General features: G+C 43.9%; 19 protein-coding genes, 1 pseudogene, 1 riboswitch and 1 other annotated feature. Of the genes and pseudogenes, 11 read left to right on the top strand and 9 right to left on the bottom strand.

Translation table 11 applies throughout. The features are described 5' to 3' along the window. A partial coding sequence (locus tag HW45_RS22995; RefSeq protein WP_038230060.1) for an H-NS family histone-like protein occupies positions 1 to 129 on the bottom strand: 129 nt, incomplete at its 3' end. 542 nt (positions 130 to 671) lie between these two features. Further along, positions 672 to 855: riboswitch (Lysine riboswitch) on the top strand. A 113-nt stretch (positions 856 to 968) separates the two neighbouring features. Here HW45_RS22995 and HW45_RS23000 point away from each other — a divergent pair. The 9 genes from HW45_RS23000 to hisIE all read left to right on the top strand — a co-directional run bounded on the left by HW45_RS23000 (position 969) and on the right by hisIE (position 10,148). Then, positions 969 to 2,570, top strand: a complete 1,602-nt coding sequence (locus HW45_RS23000) for a Na+/H+ antiporter NhaC family protein (protein ID WP_038230062.1) — start codon at positions 969 to 971, stop codon at positions 2,568 to 2,570. Positions 2,571 to 2,805: 235 nt separating this feature from the next. Further along, positions 2,806 to 2,942, top strand: a sequence feature (His leader region). 40 nt (positions 2,943 to 2,982) lie between these two features. Continuing rightward, positions 2,983 to 3,879: an ATP phosphoribosyltransferase gene (gene hisG, locus HW45_RS23005; protein ID WP_006074105.1), complete on the top strand. Its 897-nt coding sequence runs from the start codon at positions 2,983 to 2,985 to the stop codon at positions 3,877 to 3,879. Between the two features lie 4 nt (positions 3,880 to 3,883). Beyond that, a complete protein-coding gene (gene hisD / locus HW45_RS23010; RefSeq protein WP_038230064.1) occupies positions 3,884 to 5,182 on the top strand; it encodes a histidinol dehydrogenase in 1,299 nt (432 codons plus the stop codon). After that, entirely contained in the window at positions 5,182 to 6,234 is a 1,053-nt protein-coding gene (hisC, locus tag HW45_RS23015) for a histidinol-phosphate transaminase (protein ID WP_006074108.1), read from the top strand. The genes hisD and hisC overlap by 1 nt, the downstream gene beginning before the upstream one ends. A gap of 28 nt (positions 6,235 to 6,262) precedes the next feature. Further along, on the top strand, positions 6,263 to 7,336 hold the full coding sequence (hisB, locus tag HW45_RS23020; RefSeq protein WP_038230065.1) for a bifunctional histidinol-phosphatase/imidazoleglycerol-phosphate dehydratase HisB: 1,074 nt from the start codon (positions 6,263 to 6,265) through the stop codon (positions 7,334 to 7,336). Beyond that, positions 7,336 to 7,959 carry an imidazole glycerol phosphate synthase subunit HisH gene (hisH, locus tag HW45_RS23025; protein ID WP_038230067.1) on the top strand — a complete coding sequence of 208 codons (624 nt, stop codon included), beginning with the start codon at positions 7,336 to 7,338 and terminating at the stop codon, positions 7,957 to 7,959. The genes hisB and hisH overlap by 1 nt, the downstream gene beginning before the upstream one ends. 73 nt (positions 7,960 to 8,032) lie before the next feature. Continuing rightward, a complete protein-coding gene (gene hisA, locus HW45_RS23030; RefSeq protein ID WP_038230178.1) occupies positions 8,033 to 8,770 on the top strand; it encodes a 1-(5-phosphoribosyl)-5-[(5-phosphoribosylamino)methylideneamino]imidazole-4-carboxamide isomerase in 738 nt (245 codons plus the stop codon). Continuing rightward, entirely contained in the window at positions 8,752 to 9,525 is a 774-nt protein-coding gene (gene hisF / locus HW45_RS23035) for an imidazole glycerol phosphate synthase subunit HisF (protein WP_006074116.1), read from the top strand. The genes hisA and hisF overlap by 19 nt, the downstream gene beginning before the upstream one ends. Next, on the top strand, positions 9,522 to 10,148 hold the full coding sequence (gene hisIE, locus HW45_RS23040; protein WP_038230069.1) for a bifunctional phosphoribosyl-AMP cyclohydrolase/phosphoribosyl-ATP diphosphatase HisIE: 627 nt from the start codon (positions 9,522 to 9,524) through the stop codon (positions 10,146 to 10,148). Before hisF ends, hisIE begins: the two co-directional genes overlap by 4 nt. A gap of 67 nt (positions 10,149 to 10,215) precedes the next feature. Here hisIE and HW45_RS23045 read toward each other — a convergent pair whose 3' ends face one another. Both HW45_RS23045 and HW45_RS23050 read right to left on the bottom strand, forming a co-directional pair. Continuing rightward, a complete protein-coding gene (locus HW45_RS23045; RefSeq protein WP_038230071.1) occupies positions 10,216 to 11,649 on the bottom strand; it encodes a lipopolysaccharide biosynthesis protein in 1,434 nt (477 codons plus the stop codon). After that, positions 11,646 to 12,584 (bottom strand): glycosyltransferase family 2 protein, encoded by a 939-nt coding sequence (locus tag HW45_RS23050; protein WP_038230073.1) that lies wholly within the window; start codon positions 12,582 to 12,584, stop codon positions 11,646 to 11,648. Before HW45_RS23050 ends, HW45_RS23045 begins: the two co-directional genes overlap by 4 nt. A 265-nt stretch (positions 12,585 to 12,849) precedes the next feature. Here HW45_RS23050 and HW45_RS23055 point away from each other — a divergent pair, with 265 nt between their 5' ends. Then, entirely contained in the window at positions 12,850 to 13,995 is a 1,146-nt protein-coding gene (locus tag HW45_RS23055; protein WP_038230075.1) for a glycosyltransferase, read from the top strand. Here the strand turns inward: HW45_RS23055 and HW45_RS23060 are convergent. From HW45_RS23060 to pflA, 6 genes are all read right to left on the bottom strand, one after another. After that, entirely contained in the window at positions 13,992 to 14,393 is a 402-nt protein-coding gene (locus tag HW45_RS23060) for a hypothetical protein (RefSeq protein ID WP_038230076.1), read from the bottom strand. The genes HW45_RS23055 and HW45_RS23060 overlap by 4 nt on opposite strands. A 112-nt stretch (positions 14,394 to 14,505) precedes the next feature. After that, positions 14,506 to 16,038, bottom strand: a complete 1,533-nt coding sequence (locus tag HW45_RS23065; protein ID WP_038230078.1) for a SpoVR family protein — start codon at positions 16,036 to 16,038, stop codon at positions 14,506 to 14,508. Positions 16,039 to 16,050: 12 nt separating this feature from the next. Beyond that, positions 16,051 to 17,322: a YeaH/YhbH family protein gene (locus HW45_RS23070; RefSeq protein WP_038230080.1), complete on the bottom strand. Its 1,272-nt coding sequence runs from the start codon at positions 17,320 to 17,322 to the stop codon at positions 16,051 to 16,053. Between the two features lie 76 nt (positions 17,323 to 17,398). Then, complete coding sequence (locus HW45_RS23075) at positions 17,399 to 19,333, bottom strand: PrkA family serine protein kinase (RefSeq protein WP_006074135.1); 1,935 nt, start codon at positions 19,331 to 19,333, stop codon at positions 17,399 to 17,401. A 287-nt stretch (positions 19,334 to 19,620) separates the two neighbouring features. Then, entirely contained in the window at positions 19,621 to 20,121 is a 501-nt protein-coding gene (locus HW45_RS23080) for a YfbU family protein (protein WP_038230082.1), read from the bottom strand. Positions 20,122 to 20,292: 171 nt separating this feature from the next. Next, positions 20,293 to 21,033 (bottom strand): pyruvate formate lyase 1-activating protein, encoded by a 741-nt coding sequence (gene pflA / locus HW45_RS23085; RefSeq protein WP_038230084.1) that lies wholly within the window; start codon positions 21,031 to 21,033, stop codon positions 20,293 to 20,295. A gap of 275 nt (positions 21,034 to 21,308) precedes the next feature. On the opposite strand from pflA, the pseudogene HW45_RS23090 reads away from it, so the two are divergent. Further along, positions 21,309 to 23,188: pseudogene (locus HW45_RS23090) on the top strand (methyl-accepting chemotaxis protein). Positions 23,189 to 23,203: the final 15 nt, after the last annotated feature.

Below are 23,203 nucleotides of genomic sequence, written 5' to 3' on the forward strand. Positions count from 1 at the left end.
CGCTTCTTGTCTTTCACCAACAACAGTAGTTAGCTTTTCTAGTGCTTCTTCTAGTTGTTCTATAGTTAGCTCACGAGCAAATGCACGTAGGCTACGAATATTTAGTAGAGTTTTGGTTAATTCAGACATGACAGTTCCCATGAGATTATTATTTGGTTCGGATTAATAATAAACAGCAAATATTGAATTGACAATATTTTCTTAGTGGATAAGAGAAGAAATATAATAATTCTTACAAAAACCTGATAATAGACGACGATAGAAATACATAGTGGCGTATATAGCGCATGAAATTAGAACATTAATAATTACTGAATCTTGGTATGAACTACACAAAAGACGGACTTTGAGTGGATTTTGTTGCATATTGTACTAAGTATGCTTAGCCAGACTTATAGTTTATTTGTAAGTATTAAGGAATTGATTGAGATCGATATAAATGAACTTCTATAAAATTAAGTTGTCAGTGATGGTCGTTCAAAAAATGTTTATCTCTGAGTAGTTAATGGTCGATTTGAACCTTGCGCTATAACTAAGCTGCAACACTGTTTACAAGGTGATAGCAACATTCATGTTGCAATTGATGCTTCGGTAAGTACAATGACGTCCACCTAATGCAAAAGTAAGAACATTCTTTCAACATGCTAGCGCATAGTAGTGAATGATTTTTCTTTTGATGTAGAGGCGCGACTGCGAAAAGTCCTTGTCGTTGGGGTGATGCCAATGAACGACAACAAAAGGCGCTGTCGCCGAAGTGAGAGTTGATTATCAAGCGCTCTCGCTGGGGTTGTATCCGAAACGAACAACACTGCCATAGTCTATTATATTGTTAAACTATGGAGCGCTACTGTAGGGTTGGGTGAAGTGTTCACTTCCCTTTCGCTTAGTTCAACGTTTGCGTATGAACTTATAGATACGCATGTCTGCAGTAGATCTCTAACCATAATTAAAACTGGTTTTTGAAGATCATGAATTTAATCGATTTTGCTTCGTCACCATTATCACTGCTACCGCCGATCGTAGCTTTGAGTTTGGCGATTATCACACGTCGCGTTTTGCTTTCCCTAGGTGTAGGTATTGTATTAGGCGCTTTTCTACTTAACGATTACTCGGTAATGAATGCTGCAGGCTATGTCTATGACACAGTATCTGGCGTTGTTATTGAAGATGGTGGTCTAAACACCTGGAACATGAGTATAGTTGGCTTCCTATTGCTACTTGGTATGATGACGGCGTTATTAACGTTGTCAGGTGGTACCAAAGCGTTTGCTGAGTGGGCACAAGCACGCGTCAAAAGCAAACGTGGCTCAAAGCTACTTGCTGCATTCCTTGGTGTGTTCATTTTTGTTGATGATTACTTCAATAGCTTAGCCGTTGGCGCGATTTCTCGTCCTGTTACTGACCGCTTTTACGTATCGCGCGCTAAGCTTGCTTATATCTTAGATTCAACGGCTGCTCCTATGTGTGTGCTTATGCCAGCTTCGAGCTGGGGTGCATACATTATGACTATCGTTAGCGGTATTCTTATCTCACATGGTATTACTGAATACTCAGCGATTGGTGCGTATGTTCGCCTAATCCCAATGAACTTTTACGCAGTATTTGCGCTGTTAATGGTGTTCGCTGTAGCTTGGTTCCAATTAGATGTGGGCCCAATGCGTAAGCATGAGCTTCGTGCAAAACAAGGTCTTGGTTTTGATAAAGATAAAGAGAACGATTCTGCTGAAGCTCATGAGCTGAATGAAGAGTTGGATATTAAAGAAAGCGACTTTGGTTCAGTTTCAGATCTGATTCTACCTATTGTTGTCCTTATTGGAGCGATGGTAGCTGCGATGATCTTTACTGGTGGTCAAGCTCTGGCTGCAGATGGCGTTGCATTTAATGTTCTTGGTGCATTTGAGAATACGGATGTTGGTACTTCTTTAATTTACGGTGGCTCTGCTGGTTTATTAACAGCGGTCTATACCGTCGTAAAACAGAAGCTTTCTGCGGCTGATATTGCAACAACTATGTGGATTGGTGCTAAGTCGATGTTTGGCGCAATCTTGATTCTGTTCTTTGCATGGTCTATCGGTTCTGTCATTGGCGACATGAAAACAGGCGCTTACCTATCGTCAACAGTGCAGGGTAATATTGATGTCCATTGGCTACCAGTTATTCTGTTTATGCTTTCTGGTCTTATGGCATTTTCGACCGGTACATCATGGGGCACATTCGGAATTATGTTACCAATCGCAGGTGATATGGCGGGTGCAACGGATATCGCAATGATGCTTCCAATGCTTGGTGCGGTATTAGCGGGTTCAGTATTTGGTGATCACTGTTCACCAATCTCAGATACGACCATCTTGTCATCGACAGGTGCACGCTGTAACCATATTGACCACGTGTCTACGCAGCTGCCATATGCATTGTCAGTGGCATTTGTTTCTTGTGTTGGTTTTATCACATTGGGTATGACAACGTCGGTAGCACTTTCATTCGGTGCTGCAACAGTGACGTTTGTACTTGTCTGTTTCATTCTTTCTGCTTTATCTAAAGCAAGAATGGCTAAAGAAGCGAATGCGTAAATAAATTGCTTTAATATCAAGGAGCCTACCAAGGCTCCTTTTTTTATGTCTTTTGGCTTACTTCTGCCGATATTCGTAATAACAAATCATACTTGTTGGCGAGTACGAAAAAAAAAGCGCTGATCTGCAAAATAGTGGTTGAAAATCATAATGAGCTTCGTTAGTGTGAAGGTACAGACACAAAGGACCTAAACATAAGTATGCTAAATTTTGATATGAACATTCATCATCACCATCATCACCATCATCACCCAGCTTAATCTTTCGGGAGATGAACGCATACCCGAGAGATAGGTAAAACTCTCGGAGGTTCGATTTAAGATTTAAAGAATTAAACCCTCGGGAGACCAAAGCTCCCGAGGGTTTTTTCGTTTTATAATTTAAAATCAATATCTTGCACAGGGATACAGCAATGCAAACACAACGCCTAAGAATCGCAATACAAAAGAAAGGTCGTCTTAGCAGAGAAAGCCAAGACCTACTAAAAAAATGCGGAGTTAAGTTCAACGTAATGGGTGAGCGTCTTGTTGTTCACTCGTTAAATATGCCAATTGATCTACTGTTGGTTCGTGATGATGATATCCCTGGTTTGATCATGGATGGCGTCGTCGATCTTGGCTTTATTGGTGAGAACGAGCTAGAAGAAGTTCGTTTAGACCGCAAAGCACTTGGTGAACCCAATGAGTTTGTAACGCTTCGCCGTCTTGACTTCGGTGGTTGCCGTTTATCTATTGCCATCGACAAAGATGAAACGTACAACGGTCCACAAGATCTAGCAGGCAAACGAATTGCGACCACTTACCCGCAATTACTGAAAGCTTATATGGATGAGCAAGGTGTAGATTTCAGTACTTGTATGCTGACAGGATCGGTCGAGGTTGCACCGCGAGCTGGTCTAGCTGATGCTATTGCCGACCTTGTTTCTACTGGTGCGACACTGGAAGCGAATGGATTAAAAGAAGCAGAGGTGATCTTCCGTTCGAAAGCGACACTGATCCAGCGTAAAGGCGAGTTTGATGCTGATAAAGAGGCGCTTATCGAGAAGCTACTAACGCGCATGCAAGGCGTTCAGCAAGCGAAAGAGTCCAAATACATCATGCTGCACGCACCAGTCGCAAAACTTGAGCAAATCAAAGCGCTTTTGCCGGGTGCAGAAGATCCGACAGTATTACCTCTCTCTTCAGATAAAGAGCGTGTGGCGGTTCACCTAGTTAGTACAGAGAACTTGTTCTGGGAAACTATGGAACAGCTGAAAGAACTTGGAGCGAGTTCTATTCTTGTGCTTCCGATTGAGAAAATGATGGGGTAAGGCCATGAGAACTGTAGTTTGGCAATCATTAAGTCAGTCGCAACAAGAGTCTATTCTTGAGCGTCCTGCGATCACTGAAGGCGCAAATATTACTTCTGCGGTATCGGCGGTTATCGAGCAAGTACGTAGCGAAGGTGATAAAGCGCTGCTAGATCTAACAGAAAAGTTTGATCGAGTTCGACCTGATTCAATTCGAGTCTCTAGCGAAGAGATTGAAGCTGCGTCATCGCGCCTCTCTGAAACAATGAAACAAGCGCTCGAGCAAGCGTATTCTAATATCGCTAAGTTTCACAAAGCTCAGCGTCCTGAGCTACTGCGAGTAGAAACTCAGCCAGGCGTTGTCTGCGAGCAAGTGACTCGTCCTATTAATACCGTTGGACTGTATATACCGGGCGGCAGCGCACCACTGCCATCAACCGTGCTCATGCTAGGGGTTCCTGCTCAGATTGCTGGTTGTCGTAAGGTGGTACTATGTTCCCCACCGCCTATTGCGGATGAAATCCTCTATGTTGCCAAGCTATGTAAAATCGATGAAGTATATAACGTCGGTGGTGGTCAAGCCGTAGCGGCGATGGCGTATGGCACAGAGAGCGTTTCAAAAGTAGATAAGATCTTCGGTCCTGGCAATGCCTATGTTACCGAAGCCAAGCGTCAAGTGAGTAATGATTTCCGTGGAGCAGCGATCGATATGCCTGCTGGCCCATCTGAAGTGTTGGTTATTGCTGACGAAACAGCGGATGCCGACTTTGTCGCGGCCGATCTACTAAGCCAAGCTGAACATGGTCCAGACTCTCAAGTAGTGCTTGTCACTCCATCTCCAGTGATTGCAGACCAAGTAACAGAGGCGGTGAATAAACAGCTCAAGCAACTGTCGCGTGCTGATATCGCGCAGCAAGCATTAGGCTCAAGTCTCATTATTATCGCTGAATCGATCACTCAGTGTGTGTCTATTTCAAACTACTATGGCCCTGAGCACTTAATTGTCCAGACCAAAGCACCACGTGAACTGTTACCGCTACTTGATAACGCAGGTTCGATCTTCTTGGGCGATTGGTCACCAGAGTCTGCGGGCGATTACGCTTCAGGTACTAACCACGTACTGCCGACTTATGGCTACACTCGTACTTATTCAAGCTTGGGCTTAGCTGACTTTTCGAAGCGAATGACGGTACAAGAATTAACTGCCGATGGGTTACGAAATCTGGCTCCAACGGTTGTCACTATGGCCGAGGCAGAAGGGCTGGATGCGCACAAACGTGCTGTGACCATTCGTGTCGAGAAGCTTGCGCAGGAGAGTAACTAATGGAAAAGCTCGCTCGTAAACAAGTTCAACAGCTAACACCATATATGTCAGCGCGACGTATTGGCGGTAGCGGTGATATTTGGCTCAATGCTAATGAATCACCATTTAATAATGAATATAAAACAGATTTTGCACGTCTTAATCGCTACAGCGAATGTCAGCCTAAAGCGCTAATCGAAGCCTATGCGGCATACGCTGGTGTTAAACCAGAACAAACACTGACTTCTCGTGGTGCTGACGAAGGCATTGAGTTACTTATTCGTGCTTTTTGTGAGCCGGGTGAAGATAGCATCTTATTCTGTCCGCCGACCTATGGCATGTATGCCATCAGTGCTGAAACCATTGGCGTTAACCGTAAAACGGTACCCTTAACTTCTGATTGGCAACTCAATTTGCCGGAAATCGAAGCCAATTTAGATGGCGTCAAAGTGCTGTTCGTTTGTAGCCCAAACAACCCAACGGGTAACTTGGTTAAGCGCGAAGACATTATCGCTTTATTGGAGATGACCAAAGATAAAGCTATTGTTGTCATGGATGAAGCGTATATCGACTTTTGTCCGGAAGCGTCAACCGTTGATTTGTTGGCCCAATATCCAAACTTAGCTATCTTACGTACATTATCAAAAGCCTTCGCTTTGGCTGGTCTTCGCTGCGGATTTACACTTGCCAATGAAGAGCTAATCAACGTACTGCTTAAAGTGATTGCACCATATCCGGTACCAATTCCTGTCGCGGAAATCGCGGTGCAAGCCTTGTCGGAACAAGGGTTAGCGCGCGCTAAGTTCCAGGTGCTGGATCTCAATGCCAATCGTGCCTACCTACAAGCAGGTTTATCGACCTTACCAGGTGTTACCGTATATGAAGGTTGGGGTAATTATCTACTTGTTGAATTTGCTAATGGCGATGAGCTATTTAAAGCAGCGTGGAATACGGGAATTATTCTTAGAAATTCACCGATTGAAAACTGCGTAAGAATCAGTGTTGGTAATCGTGACGAATGTGAGAAGACATTGTCATTTATTCGCAATCAACTAGAACAAACAGCGGCATAAGCTAGCCATCAAGAAAAGGATTTATAAAGTGAGCACCCAACAGAAAATATTATTTATAGACCGTGATGGTACGTTAATTGTTGAGCCTCCAGTGGATTTTCAAGTTGACCGTTTGGATAAACTCAAACTCGAGCCGTTTGTTATTCCAAGTTTATTGGCTCTGCAAGACGCAGGGTACCGCCTTGTGATGGTGACTAACCAAGACGGTTTAGGTACTGCTAGCTATCCTCAGGAAGACTTTGACGCTCCTCATAACATGATGATGGAAATCTTTGAGTCTCAAGGCGTTAAATTTGATGATGTTTTAATTTGCCCGCACTTTGATGAAGACAACTGTTCATGCCGTAAACCAAAACTTGGTTTGGTTAAAGAGTATCTTCAAAGTGGCAAAGTGGATTTCAAAACCTCTGCTGTGATTGGTGACCGACAAACTGACCTTCAGCTAGCTGAAAATATGGCGATTCGTGGAATTCAATACAATCCGGAGACCATGGGTTGGCCAAGAATCTTAAAAGACTTAACGGTAAAAGCACGTACAGCGGAAGTAATTCGTACCACCAAAGAAACGGATATCAAGGTATTTGTAAACCTTGATGAGGCGGGTGGTAATGAAATCTCAACAGGCATGGGCTTTTTCGACCACATGCTTGATCAAATTGCCACTCATGGCGGTTTCCAGATGAAGTGCATTGTGGATGGCGATCTGCACATTGATGACCACCACACTATTGAAGATACCGCTTTGGCTCTTGGGCAAGCTTTGAAAGAAGCGCTAGGCGATAAGCGCGGTATCGGTCGATTTGGCTTTAGCTTGCCAATGGATGAGTGCTTGGCGCAATGTGCCTTAGATCTATCTGGTCGCCCATATCTTAAATTTGATGCCAAGTTCTCTCGTGAGCAGGTGGGGGACTTGTCTACAGAAATGGTCGTTCATTTCTTCCGATCTTTGACCGACACGCTCGCATGTACACTGCACTTATCTTCTTCTGGCGATAATGATCACCACATCATTGAGAGTTTGTTTAAGGCTTTCGGCCGTACACTGCGTCAGGCCATTAAGGTAGAGGGGAACGAGTTACCAAGTAGTAAGGGAGTCTTGTAATGACCAGCAGCAAACAGAATGTAGTCATTATTGATACCGGTTGCGCTAACGTCTCGTCAGTCAAGTTTGCTATTCAGCGTCTTGGCTACGATGTCGTTATTTCTAAGGAACCTCAAGTGGTTCTTAGTGCTGACAAGCTGTTTCTGCCAGGTGTAGGTACGGCAAGTGAAGCGATGAAAAACCTTCAAGAGCGCGATCTTATCGAACTGGTCAAGCAGGTTGAGAAACCAGTACTTGGTATTTGCCTAGGTATGCAGCTGTTGGGCAAGCTTTCACAAGAAAAAGGCCAAAAGGCGGACGAACTTGTTGAGTGCTTAGGCCTTTGTGAAGGGGAAGTAAAACGTTTAGAGACAGGAGATTTACCTCTTCCTCATATGGGGTGGAATACAGTGAAGGCTGTGGCTGGCAATCCGCTGTTTCAAGGGATTGAAGAGGGTGAATACTTCTATTTCGTGCACAGTTTTGGGATGCCCGTCGGCGACTATACCATTGCTGAATGCGAGTATGGCAAACCGTTTAGTGCTGCGATACAAAGTGGCAACTACTACGGCGTACAGTTTCACCCAGAGCGCTCGTCCAAAGCAGGCTCAAAACTGATTCAAAACTTCCTAGAGTTAGTGTAATTCCTGACTAACAAGAAGTTATCGATAGAATTTATCAGCTTCACACGGTCGTGAGGCTTTGAAGGAAATGATTGTGATTATTCCAGCATTAGATTTAATTGAAGGACAAGTGGTTCGTCTGTATCAAGGCGATTATGGTCAAGTTACTGAATACAAAGTAGATCCGGTTGAGCAGTTCAACCTCTACCATCAAGCCGGAGCAAATTGGCTACACCTTGTCGATCTGACTGGCGCGAAAGACACATCAGCGCGCCAGCTTGATTTAATTGCCAAACTACTAGCAGGAACGCCAGCAAACATCCAGATTGGTGGTGGTGTGCGTACTGAGCAAGACGTAGTTGATCTTCTGGAGGCTGGGGCTCAACGTGTTGTCGTTGGTTCGACCGCAGTTAAACAACCAGAGTTGGTCAAAGGATGGATGGAAAAATATGGCGCAGAGAAAATTGTGCTAGCACTCGATATTAACATCGATGAAACAGGCACACGCAAAGTTGCCATCTCAGGTTGGCAAGAAGACTCTGGCGTCACCATTGAAGCGTTAATTAATGATTATCTAACAGTGGGCTTAAAGCATGTGCTGTGCACTGATATTTCACGTGACGGCACGTTAGCAGGCAGTAATGTCGAACTCTATGTAGACTTGTGCAAGCAGTACCCACAAGTGCAGTTTCAGTCTTCAGGTGGTATCGGTAGCCTTGCAGATATTGAAGCACTAAAAGGCACAGGCGTATCGGGCGTGATTGTTGGCCGAGCGTTATTAGATAGTAAATTTACCGCAGAGGAGGCATTCCAATGTTGGCAAAGCGAATAATTCCTTGTTTAGATGTCCGTGACGGTCAAGTGGTGAAAGGCGTTCAGTTCCGGAACCACGAGATTATTGGTGATATCGTTCCGTTAGCCGCACGTTATGCAGAAGAAGGTGCAGATGAGTTAGTCTTTTATGATATCACTGCCTCAAGCGATGGCCGTGTAGTGGATAAAAGCTGGGTAGCGCGAGTGGCAGAAGTGATTGATATTCCATTCTGTGTCGCTGGTGGTATTAAGTCTGCTGAAGATGCGGCACGTATCTTAGAATTTGGTGCTGATAAAGTATCAATCAACTCGCCAGCTTTGGCTAACCCTGAATTAATTACCGAGCTTGCCGACAAGTTTGGTGTTCAGTGTATTGTCGTCGGTATCGACTCCTACTTTGATAAAGAAACGGGTAAGTATCAGGTGTATCAATTCACCGGTGACGAATCACGTACTAAAGCCACTAAATGGGAAACCCGTGATTGGGTTCAAGAAGTGCAAAAGCGTGGTGCAGGGGAAATCGTACTTAATATGATGAACCAAGATGGGGTGCGAAATGGCTATGACATCGAGCAGCTTAATATGGTTCGCGAAGTGTGTAAGGTGCCTCTCATTGCTTCTGGCGGTGCGGGTGCGATGGAGCACTTTGCAGAGGCGTACAACAAAACCAATGTTGATGGTGCGTTGGCCGCTTCCGTATTCCACAAGCAGATCATCAATATCGGTGAGCTTAAGCAATATCTAAAACAACAAGGTGTGGAGATCAGACTATGAGTGAAGCAGCAGTAGCGCTCACCGAGCGTATCGACTGGGAAAAAGTAGATGGTCTTGTACCTGCTATTATTCAGGACTTTCAATCTAGCCAAGTTCTAATGATGGGATATATGAATCCTGAAGCGTTGGAAAAGACGTTAGAAACTGAGCAAGTGACCTTTTTCTCTCGCACGAAATCCCGATTGTGGACGAAAGGAGAAACGTCAGGCAACGTACTCCAACTTCGTAATATCGCTCTGGATTGTGATAACGATACAGTACTCGTGAAGGTTGACCCAATTGGACCAACGTGTCACACAGGTACGACTACGTGTTTTGATGGTGACCCACAAGAAGAGTCTCAAATGGTGTGGCTTCATCAGCTTGAGCAATTGCTTGCCGCTCGAAAAGATGCGGATCCGCAATCTTCTTATACCGCGAGCCTCTATGCCCGTGGTACCAAACGTATTTCGCAGAAAGTGGGCGAAGAGGGCGTTGAAGTCGCGCTTGCGGCAACGTCGGGTGACAAGGCGGAGCTAATATGCGAATCAGCTGACTTAATTTATCACCTAATGGTTTTACTTCAGGACCAAGGTCTATCGATGAATGATGTGGTTAATAAGCTGAAAGAACGCCATAAATAAAACTCGCTCTCTAATTTATGAGCCAACAGGGTTTAACCTTGTTGGCTTTTTTTGTTTTTGCTTCTTTCTAAATAGCCGAGTGCCTAATTAACTTAAATTTTCGAAGTACGTCGAGAGGTAGTGGAATAATTGAAAACTTTGCAAAGCCAGCCATAGTGAGAATGCTGAAAATAATACCTGTTGCGAATTGAAAAGCTGCACTCATAGACTCGGTTATTAGCCAGTGAGTCGAAATTGCCAATGCTGAGATCGTAAGGGCAGAGAGCCAAGCTATGTGGCAATAAGGCAGAAACTCAAGAAATTGACTTGCTTTGTAGAGCATCATGAGCCGGGCTGTATAAGCGATAGTAAGCACCAAAATAACCCCCAATAATCCCCAAATAGGCACCAACACAAAATACCCAATAACCGCAATTGCGGCACAGATGCCTTGAATCCACATTTGTGCCTTACTGGAATCGCCACTGTAACATCCCAAATTTAAATAATCTCCGGCGTTTTTAATTACGCCTATGACAAGGAGTGCAACCAGAAGTGTACTTGCTGATTGATAGGTGGTTGGTAGTATCAAAGTAACGAAGCTCGGTGCGGTTAGAATCATTGCAGTAGCAAGCAAGATTGCAATGTTAACACCGAGAACTGCCTTATTTGCACACTCTTGTTTACCATTGGCTCCGTTTAGTATCGCTACTCGATTAGGAAACCACCACAGCGCGTAGGGCTGGAGAGCAAGCCCAAGTATTAGAGCAAATTTAGCACTGACGGCATAGATAGCAAGTTGTTCCACACCAACAAAACTGGCAAGGAACCAACGATCAAGCCCGTTAATCATATAAACTGATGCACCGCCCACCAGCACGGGCAAACCAAAACTCAAAATTAGACGTGACGAGCCTAGATAACCAAAACTCCCCATTTGACTCCATTGATACTTGAGCAAGCACATTAGCAGAAGCAAGCTAGAGCAGGCTGCTGATATTAATACACCATCGATACCATACCCTGCTTCGAGTAGAACAAAGGTCATCATCGCTTGAACGAGCGCTTTAATGACATTAAGAATGCAGAAGCGTTTCGCCATGGCATTCATACGCATTAATGTTAACGGGATGGATATTGCACCATCGATCATGGTCGGGATGAGCAGTAATAAAATTTGGTAGCTTTCGAAGTTAACAGGTAAAGCGTGAATCAACCAGGGGAGGGATATTCCAATGAGGCTACCGCCAACAATACAAACGATGATACTTAACGTAAAGCAATTTGAGATAAGCTGCTGCTTCTCGGCACCTTCTGAGGTACCAATATATCGATACATGGCATCGACTATGCCAAAACTGAATAGAATAGTACCTATGTCTGCGAGTAACACTAAAGCCTCCAGTGAACCATACTCGACTAGTGACAACTTATGTGTGATGTAGGGAATCATGATGAGTGACACCCCTTTCATCATCAAGATGCCGACGGCGTAGTAAGCGGATTGCTTCAGCGAGTTCATGATGCAGACCTATCTGGTTGGATAATGATACTTTTACAGTCTCCTAGTAGACTGCGTAAACGTCGTTTTTCTGGAGCCAAGGATAGTGAGCGTAGGTCAAGTATGATCGCCGATAAAGGTTGATTAAGACAGCGGTGATAGTCTGCATAACCTTCAAGAATGCGTGCTTTTGAACGTCTTAAAGCAGAGGAAGAAATATTCCAGTAGAGGTGAGCGGATGTGTACCTGTGCAAGATGGCTTCTAAAGATTTTAAGTTACGTAGTCGATTATCGTTAGTCTGAGTAGTTGACCCTTGTCGCATGACATAGCCTACTTCAATAGAGTTCAGTACACCTAAGGGGTGTTGCTCACAAATGCGTAGCCACAAATCGAGATCTTCTCCGTACTCTAAGCTGGAATCGAAAGGCGCGATGTCTCGAAAGATCTCAGTCTTAATCATTACCGTTGAAGTACCAATGACGTTGTTTTGAAGGACAAATTCCAAGGCATCGTCCATCACAATATGTTGACGACTGTCAGATTGAAACTTATTCCAATAGCCAAAGCAGTCGATGATGGTTTCGTATTGTTCGGTCACGTGTTGGTAGTTAGTAAAGGTAGCCGCAAGCTCTGGGTGAGTTTGATGAAAGTTGAGTTGCCTTTCTAGCTTGGTTGGCATCCAAAAATCGTCAGCATCAAGAAAGGCAATGTATTCGCCGCTAGCTCTGCTAATTCCTAAGTTTCTAGCACCCGAAGCCCCGAGGCCTGATGTCGTGATTGTCTGCATTCGCGAATCATTGATGCTGCTAAGATAATGTGAGGTGCTGTCAGTACTATTGTCATCGACAACAATGATTTCTAGTTCCTGATGTGTTTGGGAAAACACACTTTCAATTGCTTTAGGCAAATACTTAACGCAATTGAAAGTTGGAATGATAATCGAGATTTTAGCCATATCCCTTAGCTCTCATATCTGCAGCGGTATACGACAAGTAGCACTATATATGCCAAGACTGATATTGTTTTAAAACATGTACTTAGGATTACTTATTGCAAATTGATTGTTTTCAGTTAGCTAAGAAGTGTCAGATTCGGCAAATTGACTATCGAATTGCGAATAGAGCGATATTCAAGTGATAAGTGGTTGCTTAACAAGTCTTGTGTCTTTGGTGCGTATCTTGCTTTGAACAAAAGACATAGTTAGCTTTTGGGATGGAAGAATGAAGAAAACCGCGTTCATTGCGCCTACATACCCGGTGTTGAGTGAGACTTTTATTCAAACAGAAGTGGATTCGATTAGAGCTTGTGGACATCCCGTCTGTGTGTTTGCTTTTGAATTGGAACAAACGCGATCGACTTTCGATTATGACGTTATCAAAATCGGTGAAAATTTCTGGTTGTCGGCACTGTCGAAGTTTAGGTATAAAAATCTGTTAGCGGCAGCGCAGTTTGTTCGTAATCAGAACTCACTGCCTAAGCGTTCATTATTCGTTTATGGTGCCAAGTTAGCCACTCAACTCGCTGAACATCATGTTGAGCACGTTCATGCTCACTTTTGCCAGCACACCACGGCACACGCCATTGTTGCAGCAAAGCTGCTTGGAATAAGTTGCTCTTTTGTTGCACATGGCCACGACGTTTATGAGTCCCCTTTTGACGTCGGAGAGAAACTTGCCGCCTGTGACTTCGCAGTTGCTGTTTGTCGTGACATGCTGGACGACTTTAAAGACATGGCAGGTAAAAATATCAAATTGTTACACTGTGGAGTGAAAACCGAGCAGTTTATGTACGCGCCTAAATTACCTCGCCCCGAAATCTCACTTGTCTTTTTAGGCCGACTAGTGGAGCAGAAAGGTGTTCAGCACTTGTTGGAAGCGATGGCTCCGGTAGCCGAGAAACTCAATATTGTCCTCGATATTGTTGGTACTGGAGAGTTAGAAGCCGAGCTAAAGCAACAAGTACAACGACTTGGCTTGTCCGATAGAGTAAGCTTTTGTGGTGCAAAGCCCCACGATTGGGTGAAAAAGTCCCTGCCAAATTATGATTGCTTAGTCGCACCATTTTGTATGGCCTCTACGGGTAATGTAGATACGGGGCCTCTAGTCCTTAAGGAAGCTATGGCGGTAGGTACGCCTGTTATCACTACAGACATTATGGGGTGCAAAGAAATTGTGACGCCAGAGACGGGCTTCGTTGTCCATGAAAAAGATGTCACAGCGCTTAGGGCGAGCATTGTGGAGTTTTCTCAGCTCAGCTTTAGCCAAAGAGTAAAGATGGGGCGATTAGCGCATGAGCGCGTTCAAGTGAACTTCAACGCGCTGTTACAGGCCAGAAAGTTGTCTCGTTGGATAGATAATCCAGCTTAACGAATGTACCTTGCATTGATGCTGACGTGCCAACGATGCAGTTGTCCGTTAGTTTTCTCTATCCATAAATCATTATGATATTGGTAGATGCGACCATTTACGGTGAGGGTGAACCCATTGTCTTTGACACTTTCTAACTTTGTGAATTGGTCGGAAGTGACCAGAAAAGGCTCACTGTTATCTATTGGTTTTGCCTCAGACAAGACAAAGTAGGCGTATTTGGGACCAGAATCGGGGTCGGTAGAATGAATTCGGTGCGCGACGAGCTTGAATTCATCGCTCAAAGGGGTGCTGAGAGTTTGTTTACCCATTGTTTCGTGGGTAGGTATAAACACCCATGAGAGGGTTGCGATGATGGCAAGTAAGACCACACCGAAAGCTAAGAGTAATTTGTTCATAAGATACGAGTTGAAACGAAGGATAAAGAACCAATGACAAGCTTACCATTGAAGGAAAGGTAGTGCGAAAAATTATCTGGTCGCAGGTAGGGACCCACGACCAGTAGAAAGGCTAGATAGTAGAATTATAAGGTTCCCGTTTAGGGCAAGTCCCAAGAATTTCCCTTCGTCCAGACTCCTTCACTTCTTCTAAAATAACATCGAACCCCCAAAGTCGATAAAGGTGCTTCAAAACTTCGTCATGGCCTTTATCCAGAGGAATGCGATTATGTGGAACATGTTGTAATGTAAGCGAGCGGTCTCCTCGAACATCCACATTGTAAACTTGGATGTTCGGCTCGAGATTACTCAGGTTGTACTGCGCTGCGAGTTTTTCACGTATCTGACGATATCCCATTTCATCATGAATAGCGGAGACTTCGACGAAGTTCTTTCGGTCATCATCGAGAATGGAGAAAAACTTAAACTCACGCATTAAATGCGGAGATAAATATTGGCTAATAAAGCTCTCATCTTTGAAGTTGTGCATAGCAAAATGCATAGCATCGAGCCAATCACTGTCGGCCAACTCTGGGAACCATTCTCTATCCTCGTCCGTTGGTTCTTCACAGATGCGCTTAATATCCCTAAACATTGCAAAGCCTAGAGCGTAAGGGTTTATACCACTAAAATAAGGGCTGTTATAAGCGGGTTGAGCAACCACACTGGTGTGGCTGTGCAAGAACTCGAGTATGAACTTATCAGACACCAGACCTTCATCATACAAATGATTAAGAATTGTGTAGTGCCAGAAGGTTGCCCAACCTTCATTCATTACCTGTGTCTGTTTCTGCGGATAGAAATATTGACTTACTTTGCGCACGATCCTAACGATTTCACGTTGCCAAGGCTCTAGTAATGGCGCGTTCTTTTCAATGAAATAGAGGATATTTTCCTGAGGTTCACTTGGGAAGCGTACCTTTTGGTCCTCTTCTGGTGTTCGATTTTGAGGTACAGTGCGCCACAGGTCATTAACTTGAGATTGCAAATAGGCCTCACGTTCTTCTTGGCGAATCTTCTCTTCTGCAATTGAGATTTTCTCTGGACGCTTATAGCGGTCCACGCCGTAATTCATTAAGGCATGGCATGAGTCCAGAATTTGCTCAACCTCTTCTTCACCATACTTTTGCTCGCAGTCAGCGATGTATTTCTTAGCGAAAAGCAGGTAATCAATAATAGAACTGGCATCTGTCCATGTTTGGAATAGATAGTTGCCTTTAAAGAAGGAATTGTGACCGTAACAGGCATGTGCCATAACCAGAGCCTGCATGGTGACTGAGTTTTCCTCCATGAGGTACGCAATACATGGGTTGGAATTGATTACGATTTCATAGGCTAAACCCATTTGCCCATGTTTGTATCCCTGTTCTGTCTGGATGAATTTCTTACCAAATGACCAGTGATTATAGTTAATGGGCATCCCTATACTCGAATAAGCATCCATCATCTGTTCTGACGTAATGACTTCGATTTGGTTAGGGTAGGTGTCGAGACGGTAGTGCTCTGCGACACGCTTTATTTCTTTGTGGTAGCGTTCCAACATATCGAAAGTCCAATCAGGACCGTCTGGAAGTACCTTTGACTTAACTTTAGTATCTGTCGTCATATGCACGTCTCCCTATGCGGTCTCTTTTTGAAACAACTCCCTAAACACTGGGAATATGTCTTCAACAGAACGAATGTTCTTCATTGCAAAGTTGTCGAATTCATTCTCTAACTTTTCATATTCATGCCACAGTGTTTGGTGTGTCCTACGAGTAATTTCTATGTAAGAGTAATATTGGCAAGCTGGTAACAGTTTATTGACGAGTAATTCACGGCAACGAGGTGAATCGTCAGCCCAGTTATCGCCATCTGAAGCTTGCGCTGCATAGATGTTCCATTCTCCAAGAGGATAACGGTCTTCTACAATTTCCTTCATCAATTTGAGAGCACTTGAAACGATGGTGCCACCAGTTTCTTGAGAATAGAAGAATTCGTGCTCATCAACTTCTTTCGCTTGTGTATGATGTCGAATAAACACCACTTCAACGTTCTCATAGGTGCGTGTTAAGAATAAATACAGCAACACATAGAAGCGTTTAGCGATATCTTTGGTTGCTTGGTCCATTGACCCAGATACATCCATCAAACAAAACATCACTGCTTGGCTTGAAGGAACTGGACGTTTTTCATAGTTTTTAAAACGAAGATCGAAGGTGTCGATAAAAGGTACGCTATCGATTTTTTTGCGAAGCTCTGCTATCTCTTCTTTAAGTCGGTTTTCCTCAATTGGTTTAGCTGGCTCGCTCATCTGGACGTCATCAAGCTCTTTACAAAGCTCATCGAGCATACGTCGTTTGCCCGCTGTCATCGCGGTGCGTCGTGCTAACGACTGTTGTAAGGAACGAACGATGGCAATGTTAGAAGGCATACCAGCAGTTTGATAACCTGCTCGATGCGTTTTCCATTCTTTAATTTTGTTGATTTGATTCTTTTTGAGGTTCGGTAGTGCGAGATCTTCAAACAGAATATCAAGGTATTCGTCTTTAGAAATCTGGAACACGAATTCGTCTTCAGCTTCACCGTCAGGACTTGCTTCCCCCTGACCAGAGCCACCACCTTGTCCGCCTTTTGGTGGGCGTTCAATTTTGTCCCCTGTGATGAATTGGTCGTTACCAGGATGAACGCGCTCTTTCACGCCTCCTTGGCCTTGATGGAAAATCGGCTCACTAAGATCTTTTGCAGGAATCGAAACATCCTCGCCAGTCTCAGTATTGGTAATGGAGCGGCGATTGACGGCATCGGTAACCGATTCTTTGATTTTCTGTTTATGCCTGCGTATGAAACGCTGCCTGTTAACGGCACTTTTGTTCTTGCCGTTCAAGCGTCTATCGATAAATTGTGCCATGAGTTACTCCCTGTATTCCTCTCACCAAACAGCCTCCGAGCTTTCGCTCGGGGCTGAGATAAACAGTCAGGTGTACTTATGAGGATTTACGAACTCTCAAGTACCACTCAGACAGCAATCGTACTTGTTTCTCGGTGTAGCCTTTCTCCATCATACGATTAACGAAGTCGTCGTGCTTACGTTGGTCTTCGGATGATGTTTTCGCATTAAATGAAATAACAGGTAGTAGCTCTTCCGTATTGGAGAACATTTTCTTCTCGATAACCGTGCGAAGTTTTTCGTAACTTGTCCAAACGGGGTTTGAACCATTGTTATTAGCACGAGCACGAAGCACAAAGTTAACGATCTCGTTTCGGAAATCTTTAGGATTACTAATACCCGCGGTTTTTTCGATTTTTTCTAGCTCTTCGTTAAGTGAAGCTCGGTCGAATAACTGACCGGTTTCCGGGTCACGATACTCTTGGTCTTGAATCCAGAAGTCCGCATAGGTGACGTATCGGTCGAAGATATTTTGTCCGTACTCTGAGTATGACTCCAAGTAAGCGGTTTGAATTTCTTTACCAATGAATTCCACATAGCGAGGTACTAGATAACCTTTAAGGAATTCTAAATACTTCTCGCCCACTTCTTGAGGGAACTGTTCACGTTCAATTTGCTGCTCAATGACATAGAACAGGTGCACTGGGTTTGCTGCGACTTCAGATTGGTCGAAGTTGAAGACTCGTGACAGGATCTTAAAGGCGAAACGAGTAGATAGGCCAGACATGCCCTCATCGACACCGGCATAGTCGCGGTATTCTTGATAGCTCTTCGCTTTAGGATCGGTGTCTTTCAATGTTTCACCGTCATAAACACGCATTTTCGAGAACAGAGATGAGTTTTCTGGCTCTTTTAGGCGCGATAGTACGCTGAATTGACCTAGAAGCTCTAGGGTACTTGGTGAACAAGGTGCTTTTGAGAGCTCACTATGATCAAGAAGTTTCTGGTAAATTTTAACTTCTTCAGAGACGCGCAAGCAGTATGGCACCTTAACGATGTAGACACGATCCAAGAACGCTTCGTTGTTCTTGTTATTGCGGAAGGTTTGCCATTCTGATTCGTTCGAGTGAGCCAATATCATACCGTCGAATGGCAGAGCTGAGAGTCCTTCAGTACCGTTGTAGTTACCTTCCTGAGTTGCGGTTAGGAGTGGGTGCAAGACTTTAATCGGAGCCTTGAACATTTCCACGAATTCCATCAAACCTTGGTTTGCGCGGCACAACGCACCTGAATAGCTATACGCATCTGGATCGTCTTGTGAGAAGTGCTCAAGTTGGCGAATATCAACTTTACCTACTAGAGCGGAAATGTCTTGGTTGTTCTCATCACCAGGTTCAGTCTTAGCGATCGCGACTTGGTCTAAAATAGATGGTCTGACTTTAACAACCTTAAACTTAGTAATGTCGCCGCCAAACTCGTGTAAGCGTTTCGCTGCCCAAGGTGACATGATTGAGCGTAGGTAGCGTTTCTCAATACCATATTCACTTTTCAGTAGGTCTCCGTCTTCTGAAACATCGAACAAACAGAACGGGTGATCGTTGACCGGACTGCGCTCGCCGTTGGCAGATAACACGTAAATAGGCATTTTCTGCATTAATGCTTTAAGCTTCTCTGCAAGCGAAGATTTACCGCCACCTACAGGGCCTAGAAGGTATAGTATTTGTTTTCTTTCTTCTAGACCTTGAGCGGCATGCTTGAGATAAGACACAATTTGTTCGATGGCATCTTCCATGCCGTAGAAATCTTCGAACGTTTTGTAGCGAGAAATGATGCGATTTGAAAAAATACGACTTAAGCGAGGATCCTGAGCGGTATCAATAACCTCAGGTTCACCGATTGCGAGTAAAAGACGTTCCGCTGCATTGGCGTAAGCACTCTTGTCGTCTTTACATAGAGATAAGAATTCCTTGATAGACAATTCTTCATCTTTTGCGGCTTCGTAGCGCGCTTGATAATGATCGAAAATACTCATAGCTGATTCCCCTTAAACCTGCAAAGCTGACCATTGACAGATATACAATGCGACTCCATGTCATTTTTAAGACTAGTAGGGTTTTCAGATTTATGCTTATCAATTATGCATTTATTTACAAAACTTCCTCAATTTAGTCCGCTGATTATCCCCCAGTCTCAACTTTTATACGTGAGTCCCGATTATTAGATTAGACCGGTTGAGAGTAAGAAAAGTTGCTTAAAAAAAGCCCTCTGCCTAGGAAGGAAGAGGGCTTTTTGATAACTGATTGTTTTAATGCGTTAAAGTTAAGCGTTAAAAATCTGTCTGAATTCTGCTGCTGACAAGTGGTACTGACGTGGACAATTTCTCCATGTCACCAACATACGACGATATTTCTCAAGCATAGGTACATGGCTATTGAAGTGATGATCGCCTTTGTCGAATTGTGGATAAAGTCCCTCAGAATCGATTAGGAAGCGAACATAATTAACCAGTTGTGCTTCAGTTGCGATATCAAACCCTAAAAACTGTAAACGACGTTGGTCTACATCGTCACGTTCTTCATCTGAAAGCATTTTGTTGGATTCTTGCATGGCGTGGTACATTTCCATGATGTCGATTACTTCACGACACTCGTCTTCAACTAAACAGCCATACTCTTTGTTTATTTCACGCATTTGCAGTTCATAACCACGCTCTACAATTGTTTGCAGGCGCTTATACTTTTCTGCGTTTTCTGGCGTAAGCTTAGCCATTAGATAATATTGATTAGATAGGATTAGACGTTGAGCATTTGTCATTTCCATGGTGAAAAGCCTCACTAAAAAGTCATCATTATAAGTTTACGAATGAATTCGCTATACCGACAGGTTATCAGCTTCTCGATATTGTGTAACATGATCTCAACACGTATTTATTACAAAAAAACGCGCTTTCTAGCGCGTTTTTTTCGTGTCAAAAGATTTCTGAATCTACTGTTAGTACTTAACGGTATCAGTATATTGCAGAAGAATATTTTGGATGTTATCCATGACTTCTTTGGTCGGCGGCTGCGTTCCCTCGAGAGGGTACTCAAAACCGAGCGCTTCCCACTTATGTGCGCCTAACTTGTGGTATGGCAACAGTTCGACCTTCTCGATGTTGTCCATATCTTTAATAAACTCTCCAAGCATGTGAGCGGCTTCTGGTTCGTCCGTGTAACCCGGGACGACAACATAGCGAATCCATGTTTTTTGGCCAATCTTGTGTAGATAACGAGCGAAATCTAATGTGCGGCGATTAGATACACCGATGAAATCTTGGTGAATTTCATCTTTCATGTGTTTGATATCGAGCATCACTAGATCAGTAGCATCCAAAACCTCGTCGATAACATCTGTATGTTTACGGATGTAGCCGTTAGTGTCCAAGCAGGTATGAATGCCTTCCGCTTGAGCTGCGCGAAAGAAGTCACGGACAAACTCAGGTTGAAGCATGGCCTCACCGCCAGAACAAGTAATACCACCACCAGATGCATTCATAAAGTGACGGTAGGATTTTGCCTCTGCAATCAATTCGTCGACGGACACTTCTTTGCCGCCATGAGTATCCCAAGTATCACGGTTGTGGCAATACATACAACGCATGAGACAGCCTTGAAGAAAGACAATAAAACGGATCCCAGGTCCATCGACCGTACCGCAGGATTCGAATGAGTGAATGCGACCAGTTGTTGACATATGCTCTTCTCTACTTACTTATTTTTACGCGTCATTTTATTACAAAATGGCCCCCTACGACAGGAAAAGTGGTACCCCATTCATAGTCTGTATCGATCAAAAACCGACTTCTGTTGCCCATAGTGAAATAATGTTATAGCGTTGTTAATTATATTATTAATACATGGTACATAGATTGCTAGTTTGCTTACTTTAAACCAGTATCAACTAGTTGCGTCTGTTGCAGATAATATCGGTCAGGAGACCGACATGCTTATCGTCACAAGGGGAAATACATGGAAGTAGCCTTATCACAAAAACAAAAAACTGCCTTTTCGATGCTCACTCTTTGGTCTGGGTTCATCATTTTGGTGTTTTTTATTTTTAACTCACTTTCCAGTTTAAGCGAGAAATTCACCAGTAGTAGTGAAATGGAGCGAGCCAGTGCACATTTAGCCTCTACTCAAGTGTTGTTGATGGATACCGTTAATCGACGAACCACATTAGTGGCTGGTGGCATGGATGCGTTTGAAGATAGCATGGACCGATTGGAAACCAGTGCGGAGCAAGACCTAGCGTTCTTAAAGCAAGCCGGTTTGACTACTGAGAGTGATAATGTTTCCAATACTTTAGAGTCGTTTATCTTTAATTTGAGCCCTTGGCTGACCATCAAATCAGAGTTGGGTTTCTCCGTGAATGACGGATTGCTACAGCAGCTACAGCAGAATAACGCCAAGATCGATGCAGCTATCAAAGAAACAGGTATGGTGACGCTGACTTCAGATTTTCAGAAAGTAGTGACCAGTTTGCAGGAATACTTAATTCAGCCCAACGAACAAAACGAAAAAGGTTTTAAGCGAGCTCTTGCAGGATTTGTTAATGCATCAAATACCTATGCCATGTTGGAGCTCTATGAGAATGAAGTCAAAGCATTGGAACTCGGCTTCGCGCGAGTGGTTGAGCTGTCAGGTACTTTAGTTGGTTTAGAGCAGAAGTTAGACCAAGCTCAGGCGATTACTTTAAAGGCTTTTGACAAAGCCGCTCTAGCACTGAATCAACAAGCACTTTCACTAGGTAATCAAGCCGCCGATGTATCGAGCATGACTAAGGCTTCCGTCGGTATCGCTTGCGCTTTATTAGCGCTATTTACTACAGCTATCTTCCTCACATTAAATATCTCTCTGGCTCGCTCGTTAAAGCAAACACTGTCGGCACTTAAATTAGTAGAACAAGGTGATCTTTCGACGCGTCTTGCCGTGAGTAACAATCATCGTGATGAGTTCAACCAACTTAAGCAAGCCATCAATGTGAGTTGCGAAAACCTAGGGACTCTGGTCGACGGTGTGAAAACCAACAGTCAGCAACTATCGAACAGTTCTGGTGAGCTAGACAGTGGAATCAATCAACTAAGACAGCACCAAAGTCAAGTTATTGAACAAACGCAGTTATTGGCGTCTGCGACTGAAGAGGTGAGTGTTACCACGCAAGAAATTTCTGGTTCTTTAGAGTATGTGGCAACCATTAGTAAAACCTCAGCAGAGTCTGCGCAAGCGGGTGGTGAAGTTATTGTAGATACCATCGCTGCTTTTGAACAAGTTGGCACTATTTTGGAAGAAGCCGCTACTCATATCGAACAGCTGGAGCAAGCTTCCCAAAAGATAGACTCAGTGATGGAAATCATTAATGGTATCGCTGAGCAAACCAACTTATTGGCACTGAATGCCGCGATTGAAGCGGCGAGGGCAGGAGAGCAAGGTCGAGGTTTTGCTGTGGTGGCAGATGAAGTGCGAAGTCTCGCAGTAAGGACAGTACAAGCGGTAGAGGAAATCTCTGGTGGATTGACACAATGAAACAGGAAAGCACGCAAGTCATTCAGTTTATTGCTCAATCTGACAGTTCCATGCAGTCTGGTCGAGAGCAAGGTAATCAAGCAAAAAGCGCACTTGAAGAGATCATGAATAAGGCACAAGAAGCTAGCTCTCAAACTGAAGTGATTTTTGCCTCTGTCAAGGAACTAGCGACAACTTCGCAATCGATGGCCAGCAACATGGCGCAAATCAGTGACTCTATGGGTGAACTTGAGGCGAGTAGTCAGAGTTTGAAAGCAACCAGTGATGGGGTAGATAAGCGTTCCACGGAGCTCTATCAAGAATGTGAGAGATTTAAGACGGCGTAATAAACGCTATGGTAA

This window comes from Vibrio sp. ER1A (assembly GCF_000733315.1).
GTDB lineage: Bacteria > Pseudomonadota > Gammaproteobacteria > Enterobacterales > Vibrionaceae > Vibrio > Vibrio mediterranei.